Genomic DNA, 7,626 nt, shown 5'->3' on the forward strand with positions numbered 1-7,626 from the left:
CTTCACAAGGTGCGGTCGACTTGCGTGGGCGCCGAGGGGACCTCGCTCACAAGACTTATCGACCAGCCTTAGGAGTCGAACCCCAGCCCCAGCCGGTCCATCGTCCGCAGGAACAGGTCGCGGCGACCGCCGTTGGCGTCGGCCTTGCCGAGCGAGCGGACCATCATCGAGATGCCCGCATACCGGGCCGGCTCGGGCGGGAACGGCAACGGCTTGGAGCGCACCATCTCCAGGGACGTACGCTCCGTCTGCTCACCGCTGAGGAGGTCGAGCATGACCTGGGCGCCGAAGCGGGTGGCACCGACGCCGAGACCGGTGTAGCCGAGGGCATAGGCGACGCGGCCGGCGTACGCCTTCCCGAAGAACGCCGAGAATCGGGTGCAGGTGTCGATCACACCGGCCCAGCGGTGGGTGAACCGCAGCCCTTCGAGCTGCGGGAAGGTCTCGAAGAAGTGGGTCGCCAGCCTCGCGTGGGTCGGTCCCGTCTCCAGCTCCGGGGAGATCTTCGAGCCGAAATGGTAGACCGCGTCGTAGCCACCCCACAGGATCCGGTTGTCCCTGGTCAGGCGGTAGTAGTGGAAGTGGTTGGCGGAGTCGCTGACGCCCTGCCGGCTCGTCCAGCCGATGGCGGCCATCTGCTCCGGGGAGAGCGGCTCGGACATGAGTACGTAGTCGTAGACCGGCACCGTCATCATCCGCAGGCGTCGCAGCAGCGGCGGGAAGGCGTTGGTGGCCAGCGCGACGCGCCCGGCCCGGACCGACCCCGCGATCGTCGAGACCCGCATGCCGGCTCCGTCGCGGGCGAGACCGGTGACCGGGGAGCCCTCGTGGATCTCCACCCCCGCGTCCAGACAGGCCTGTCGCAGACCCCACGCCAGCCTTGCCGGCTCCACCGTGGCGGTGTCGCCGAGCACCTCCAGGCCACCGAGGTAGGTCGGCGAGGAGATCTCTTCGCGTACGCCGGTCTCGTCCAGCAGCCTGTGGGCGATCCCGTGCTCGGTCAGGGCGGTGGACCACTCGGCGAGGTCGTCGACCTCGTGCGGCCGGGTGGCGACGTTCAGTGCGCCGGCGAGCTGCCAGTCGCAGTCGATCCCGAGCTCCTCGATGGTCGAGCCCATCTCGGTGAGGTTGTCCTGGCCCAGCCGGTCCAGCGTCGCGAGCTCGGCCGGCCAGCGCTCCAGTCCGTTCCAGAACCCGTGGGTCAGGGACGCCTCGGCGAAGCCGCCGTTGCGACCCGAGGCCTGGTCGCCGCACTGCCCGGCCTCGAGGACCAGCACCGACCACGACGGAAACCGCACCCGGGCCAGCAGCGCGGTCCACAGTCCCGAGTAGCCACCGCCGACGACCACGAGATCGGCTGCCGCCACCCCGAGCAACGGCGGTAGCGGCGCGGGTTTCGCGGGGTCGTCCAGCCAGTAGACGGCAGGCTCGGCATCGGTCAGCGACACATGGCTCACCTCGCCAACTATGGCAAGCTCGGGAGCCTCCAGCCACACAATGCGTACGGAATCATGGAAATAGTTCGTTACACACGACGGATTTCGTTGCATGTCGCTGATCGCAAAAGGTTGACTGACGACATGACTCGCAAGCACAACGGGGGAGCTCACCTCGATGAGGTCAACAAGCTGATCATCGAGCAGCTCCAGCAGGACGGCCGGCGCAGCTATGCCGCGATCGGCAAGGAGGTCGGGCTGAGCGAGGCGGCGGTGCGGCAGCGCGTGCAGCGCCTCATCGACGGCGGCGTCATGCAGGTCGTCGCCGTCACCGACCCGCTCGAGCTCGGGTTCGCACGGCAGGCGATGATCGGCGTACGCACCTCCGGGCCCGTCGAGGCGATCGCCGAGGACCTCGACAAGCTCGACGAGGTCGACTACATCGTCATCACCGCCGGCTCCTACGACCTGCTCGTCGAGGTCGTCGCCGAGAGCGACGAGGCCCTCCTCGACCTCATCTCCAACAAGATCCGGGCCATCGACGGCGTGGTGAGCACCGAGACGTTCATGTACCTCCACCTCCACAAGCAGACCTACGCCTGGGGAGTCAGATGAGCGAGCGCCGGCGAGCGATCAGTGAACCTTTCATCGGGCCACATCCGTATTCTGGCGATTGCGCTACGGAGGTGGCCCGATGAGCCGCTCCGCGTACGCCAACATCAGCCTGTGGCACGAGACCGCGGGCGACTCCTGGGAGCCCCGCCCGGCGCTGACGGGTGACATCGAGGTCGATGTCGCGATCGTGGGGGCGGGCTACACCGGCCTGTGGACGGCCTACTACCTGGCCGAGGCCAGGCCCGAGCTTCGGATCGCGGTGCTCGAGGCCGAGGTCGCGGGCTTCGGGGCATCGGGCCGCAACGGCGGCTGGTGCTCGGCCCTCTTCCCCGCCTCGCTCGACAAGGTCGCCGCGGGCTCGAGCCGCGAGGCCGCCCTCGCCCAGGACCGGGCGATGCGGGCGACCGTCGACGAGGTGATCAGGGTCGCCGCCGCGGAAGGCATCGAGGCCGACATCGCCAAGGGCGGCACGGTCACCGTCGCCCGCACGGCCGCCCAGCTCGACCGCGCCCGGCAGGAGGTCGAGCACGCCCGCTCCTGGGGCCTCGGCGACGGCGAGCTCACCCTGCTGGACCGCGCCGGCGCCGAGCAGCGGCTCGCCGCGATCGGCACCCTGGGCGCCACCTACACCCCCGACTGCGCCTCGATCCATCCGGCCAAGCTGGTCCGCGGCCTGGCCCGCGCCGTCGAGGCCCGCGGGGTCACGATCTATGAGCAGACCCGGGTCACCGCGATCGAGCCGCACCGGGTGCTGACCGAGCCCCGCCTCGATGGGACCGGCGTGGTCACCGCAGACGTCGTCGTACGCGCCACCGAGGGCTACACCCCGACGCTGTCCGGCCTCGAGCGTGAGCTCATCCCGGTCCGCTCCCTCATCATCGCCACCGAGCCGCTCACGGACCTGGTCTGGTCGAGCATCGGCCTGGAGGAGCGCGAGACGTTCTCCGACGGCCGGCACCTGCTGATCTACGGGCAGCGCACCGCGGACGACCGGCTGGTCTTCGGCGGCCGCGGCGCTCCGTACTCCTTCGGATCGAAGATCACCCATGAGGACGCCTCCGATCTGCGCACCCACCGCCGCCTGCTGGCTGCCCTGATCGAGATGTTCCCGGCCGTGCGCGGCCACAAGGTGACCCACCGCTGGGGCGGCGTGCTCGGCATCCCGCGCGACTGGCACGCCTCGGTCGGCTACGACCCCGCCAGCGGGCTCGCGCACGCGGGTGGCTACGTCGGCGACGGCGTGGCCACCACCAACCTCGCCGGACGTACGCTGCGCGACCTCGTCCTCGGCACCGACTCCGACCTCACCGCGCTCCCCTGGGTCGGGCACGTCTCACCGCGCTGGGAGCCGGAACCGCTGCGCTGGCTGGGCGTCAACGCCGGGCTGAGCGCGATGACCGCCGCCGACGCCGAGGAGTCCGCGACCGGCAGGTCCTCGTTCCTCGCGCGGGCCGTCGCGCCGCTGGTCGGCGGCCACTGACCCTGCCGGCCGCGCCGGATGAACCCGTTGCGATAAACCCGTTGCATGCGTCGGTTGCGGTCCTTCACCATGGACCACGACCGGCGATCCTCATCCACGAGGCGCCCCTGATCGAGAGGAGCAGACCCATGACTGTCTCCGTCCTGTGCCTGCCCACAGACAACATCTCTCGCATCAGGAGCACCCGAAGTGACTCAGGAGAACATCTCCGCTGACCCCGCCGCATCCGACTCTCTGGCGGGAATCGACCCGAAGTTCGTCTTCGACTTCCAGGCCTACGACGAGCTGGAAGACGGACAACGCTGGACCACCTGGCTCTCGGTAGAGCCGCTCTCGCGTGGTCCGGAGCCGCGGCCGGACTGGCTGGTGACCTCCCAGGGGGCCATCGACACCGACCTCGGCATCCTCAAGACCGGCAAGGAGGCCGACGCCTTCCTGCTGGTCCGTGCCGACCCGATCGAGCCCGAACGGGAGGCGGTGATGGTCGCCAAGCGCTACCGCGACACCGACCATCGCACCTTCCACCGGGCCGCCAGCTACACCGAGGGCCGCTCGGTCAAGCGTTCCCGCGACGAGCGTGCGCTGAAGAAGAACTCGACGTTCGGCCGCGAGGTCGCCAAGGGCGAGTGGGCCAACGCCGAGTGGAACGCGCTCGTACGCTGCTGGGAGCTCGGCCTCCCGGTGCCCTATCCCGTGCAGATCGACGGCACCGAGATCCTGATGGAGTGGATCGCGGTCGACGGCGGCAACGGGGAGCTCGAGACCGCGCCACGGCTGGCCCAGACCCGGCCCGAGCGGCACGTGCTGGAGATGTGGTGGGACGGGCTGCTCGACGCCCTCGCGACGATGGTTCAGGCGGGCCTGGTCCACGGCGACCTCTCCCCCTACAACATCCTCGCCCAGCACGACCGCCTCGTGATCATCGATCTCCCCCAGATCATCGACCTGGTCGGCAATCCCCTGGGCTTCGACTTCCTTCTCCGCGACATCACCAACGTCGCGAAGTGGTTCCAGGCGAGGGGCCTAGAGGTAGACGAGCAGGAGGTCTACGCCGACCTGATGGCCCACGCCTTCTGACGCCGAGTCGGCGGTGTGCTGCCAAAGGTGCGCTATGGCGCACGTCCGGCAGCACACCGCGGGTAGGTTGCTGGCATGAAGCATCACCGGGGGCGGCATGTCGATATCGAGTCGGTGGAGGAGCTCGACGGGCATCTGGCGGCGGGGGCGGGGAGCTTGCGGGGGTGGCGGCTGCGGTCGCTGGACCTGACCTCGCGCACCGCTGCGCTGCGGGAGACCGAGCTGGCCGGGGCGACGTTCCTGGGATGCAAGTTCGCGCCCGGCGACGGCGACTACGCTGAGGACGAGGGTGCGCTGGTGATGCCGGTGATCCCCGAGGCGCCGGTGGATGTCTATCGCTCCAGGCTCTACACCGCCGAAGAGCTCTACGACGACCCGGTCTACGCGCGAAGCCTGGACGCCAGGGCGTACGCCTGGCTGCAGCAGCCGCTCGGCGCCGACGACGAGCTGGCGATCACGCTCCACGACCACGCGATCGATGCTGCGCTGGAGGCGTGGGTGAGAGCGAGGCGTGACGAGAGCGAGCGGATCGTCGGCGTGATGGGCGGGCACGCGTTGCGCCGCGGCGAGGAGGCGTACGCAGCGGCCGCGCGTCTCTCCCAGCACCTGGCCAGCCATCACGTGGTCGCCACCGGCGGCGGCCCGGGTGCGATGGAGGCCGCCAACCTGGGCGCCTTCCTCGCCGGTGCGCCCAAGACGGTCCTCGAGGATGCGCTCGAGACCCTGGCGACCGTGCCGTCCTTCCGGCCATCGGTGCGCGAGTGGGCGCAGGTGGCCCTCGGCGTACGCGAAGGGTTCGAGGGCCGGCCGGGAAGGTCGTTGGGGATCCCGACGTGGCACTACGGCCACGAGCCGCCGAACGTGTTCGCGGGCGCGATCGCGAAGTACTTCCGCAACGCCACCCGCGAGGCGGTGCTGCTGGAGGTCTGCGACGGCGGCATCGTCTTCCTGCCGGGCGCCGGCGGCACCGTGCAGGAGGTCTTCCAGGACGCCTGCGAGAACTACTACGCCGACACGAGCGCGGTCGCGCCGATGGTGTTGGTCGGGCGCAGCTATTGGACCGAGCAGCTGCCGGTCTGGCCACTGCTGCAGGCCCTCGCCCGCGGCCGAGCGATGGAGGGCCACGTCCACCTCGTCGACACCGCCGAGGAGGTGCTTGACGTCATCAGGCCAGAGATCAGAGCAGAGATCAGGCCAGCGAGCGCGCCCGGATGACGTCGCGATAGTGGTCCACCAGGGCCGCGTTCACCGCGCCCCATGACTTGTGCGCGACGCTCTTGCGTGCCTCGCGACCCATCCGCAGTCGCAGCTGCGGGTCGTTGTGGAGCTGCGCGACGTGCGAGCCGAGGTCGTCGCGGCTGCCCGGCTCGTAGAAGAACCCGGTGACGCCCTCGGCGACCAGATCCAGCGGCCCTCCCGAGCGCGGCGCGACCACCGGGACCCCGGAGGCGAGCGCCTCCTGGACCGCCTGGCAGAACGTCTCGTGCGAGCCGGTGTGCACGAAGACGTCGAGCGAGGCGTACGCGGCTCCCAGCTCGTCTCCCTGCAGCACGCCCATGAAGGTCGCGTTCGGGAGCAGCTGTCGAAGCTCACGCTCCTGCGGGCCGCCGCCGACGAGCACGACCTTGTACGCCGGGTTGCGGGCGAGCGCCGCGAGCAGGTGCAGCTCCTTCTCCTGGGCCAGACGGCCGACGTAGCCGACGATGGTCTCCCCGTTGGGCGCCAGCCGCGTACGCAGGTCGTGGTCGATGCGGCTGGGGTGGAAGAGCTCGACATCGACGCCGCGCGGCCACAGCCCGGTGCGCTGGACGCCGAGGCCCTCGAGCTGGGTCAGCGCCGAGGAGCTCGGCGCCAGGGTGCGGTCGGCGGCCGAGTGCGCCTGCCGGGTGAGCATCGCGGCGGCCTGCGGGCCACCGACGGCCTTGTACTTGTCCCAGAACCCGACCAGGTCGGTCTGGTAGATCGCCACGCTCGGGATCCCGAGCTCCTTGGCGACATGCACCGCCTGCCGCCCGAGCAGCGCCGGGGAGGCGACATGGACGACATCCGGGGCGAACCTGCGGATCACCGAGCGCAGCCTGCGTCGCGTCTCGACGCCGACCCGGAAGTCCTTGTAGACCCAGAAGGTCGCCCCGCGGGTGCGGGTCACCGGGAACCCGGCGTACTCGCTCGGACCGGTGGGCGCCACGACCTCGACCGTGTGGCCGTCGACGGAGAGGTGTTCCAGCACGCGGCGTACGGAGTTGGTCACGCCGTTGACCTGGGGCAGGAACGACTCCGTGACGATGAGGACGCGGAGCGGCTCTGCGTTGGCTGCGACCAGCGGGACCCGATCGAGGCTGATGCTCATGTTCCTGATCGTGGGCGTCGTCTCGCAACGTGACCCCCGACTTGGTTGACAGGTCGGTGAACCTCCCGTGGCCAGAGTTCTGTGCCGGGCGACAGATAGTCCTGCTGGTGTCACCAGCGGAAACGTCGCGTAACTCTCAGAAATCTGTCACCAGACGCCGATCTCCGACAGATCCTGGTCAGCCCGCGTTCCTAGGCTCGCCAACGTCTCGCCGGCTCTCGGACGGCACCGAGGCGACAACTCTGATGCGACAAAGGAGTCACAATGAATCTCGTACGACACGCGCTGGCCGCGCTCGGCGCCGCGGTCGCCCTGGGTGGCGGCCTGGTCGCCTTCTCCAGCTCACCCGCCAACGCCTACGACGCGACCCCCTGCCTGGCGCGCTACTGGCACGACGGCGTCGACCGCTACGTCCAGACCTGTCCCGACTGGGGCATGTCCGGGACCAACGACATCCCGGTCTACAACCTCAACGCCAGCCCGCCGGCGATCGTCGGCTGGATCGAGGCCTCGGGCAACGACTGGTACGTCTGCCAGAAGCGGGTCACGAAGTATGACCCCTACAAGTACGGCGGCTACTACAACGACTGGTTCGCCTACACGATGGCCGACAACGGCAAGTGGGGCTGGGCACCCGAGGTGTTCTTCCAGGGCGGCGACAACATGGA

Annotated in this window: 7 protein-coding genes; 5 read left to right on the forward strand and 2 right to left on the reverse strand. The window is 69.7% G+C overall.

The genetic code is table 11. The annotated features are described in order from the left end of the window. Positions 1-68: 68 nt before the first annotated feature. On the reverse strand, positions 69-1,457 hold the full coding sequence (locus tag ACRDPS_RS13060) for an NAD(P)/FAD-dependent oxidoreductase (RefSeq protein ID WP_431502075.1): 1,389 nt from the start codon (positions 1,455-1,457) through the stop codon (positions 69-71). A 123-nt stretch (positions 1,458-1,580) separates the two neighbouring features. Between ACRDPS_RS13060 and ACRDPS_RS13065 the strand changes: the two genes are divergently transcribed. The 4 genes from ACRDPS_RS13065 (at position 1,581) to ACRDPS_RS13080 (ending at position 5,823) form a co-directional block, all read left to right on the forward strand. Continuing rightward, on the forward strand, positions 1,581-2,051 hold the full coding sequence (locus ACRDPS_RS13065; protein ID WP_431502076.1) for an Lrp/AsnC family transcriptional regulator: 471 nt from the start codon (positions 1,581-1,583) through the stop codon (positions 2,049-2,051). Positions 2,052-2,130: 79 nt separating this feature from the next. Further along, positions 2,131-3,531: an NAD(P)/FAD-dependent oxidoreductase gene (locus ACRDPS_RS13070; RefSeq protein WP_431502077.1), complete on the forward strand. Its 1,401-nt coding sequence runs from the start codon at positions 2,131-2,133 to the stop codon at positions 3,529-3,531. A gap of 189 nt (positions 3,532-3,720) precedes the next feature. Next, on the forward strand, positions 3,721-4,608 hold the full coding sequence (locus tag ACRDPS_RS13075; protein ID WP_431502078.1) for a serine protein kinase RIO: 888 nt from the start codon (positions 3,721-3,723) through the stop codon (positions 4,606-4,608). Between the two features lie 75 nt (positions 4,609-4,683). Next, the gene (locus ACRDPS_RS13080; protein WP_431502079.1) at positions 4,684-5,823 is read left to right on the forward strand and encodes an LOG family protein; all 1,140 of its coding nucleotides are present in this window, start codon (positions 4,684-4,686) and stop codon (positions 5,821-5,823) included. On the opposite strand, the gene ACRDPS_RS13085 is transcribed toward ACRDPS_RS13080, so the two are convergent. Next, a complete protein-coding gene (locus tag ACRDPS_RS13085; protein WP_431502080.1) occupies positions 5,798-6,958 on the reverse strand; it encodes a glycosyltransferase family 4 protein in 1,161 nt (386 codons plus the stop codon). The two genes, ACRDPS_RS13080 and ACRDPS_RS13085, sit on opposite strands and share 26 nt — an antisense overlap. Before the next feature lie 264 nt (positions 6,959-7,222). Here ACRDPS_RS13085 and ACRDPS_RS13090 point away from each other — a divergent pair. Continuing rightward, the coding region (locus ACRDPS_RS13090; RefSeq protein ID WP_431502081.1) for a hypothetical protein at positions 7,223-7,626 on the forward strand (404 nt) is incomplete at its 3' end.

It is taken from the genome of Nocardioides sp., from assembly GCF_050699375.1.
In the GTDB taxonomy this organism is placed as follows: Bacteria; Actinomycetota; Actinomycetes; order Propionibacteriales; family Nocardioidaceae; genus Nocardioides.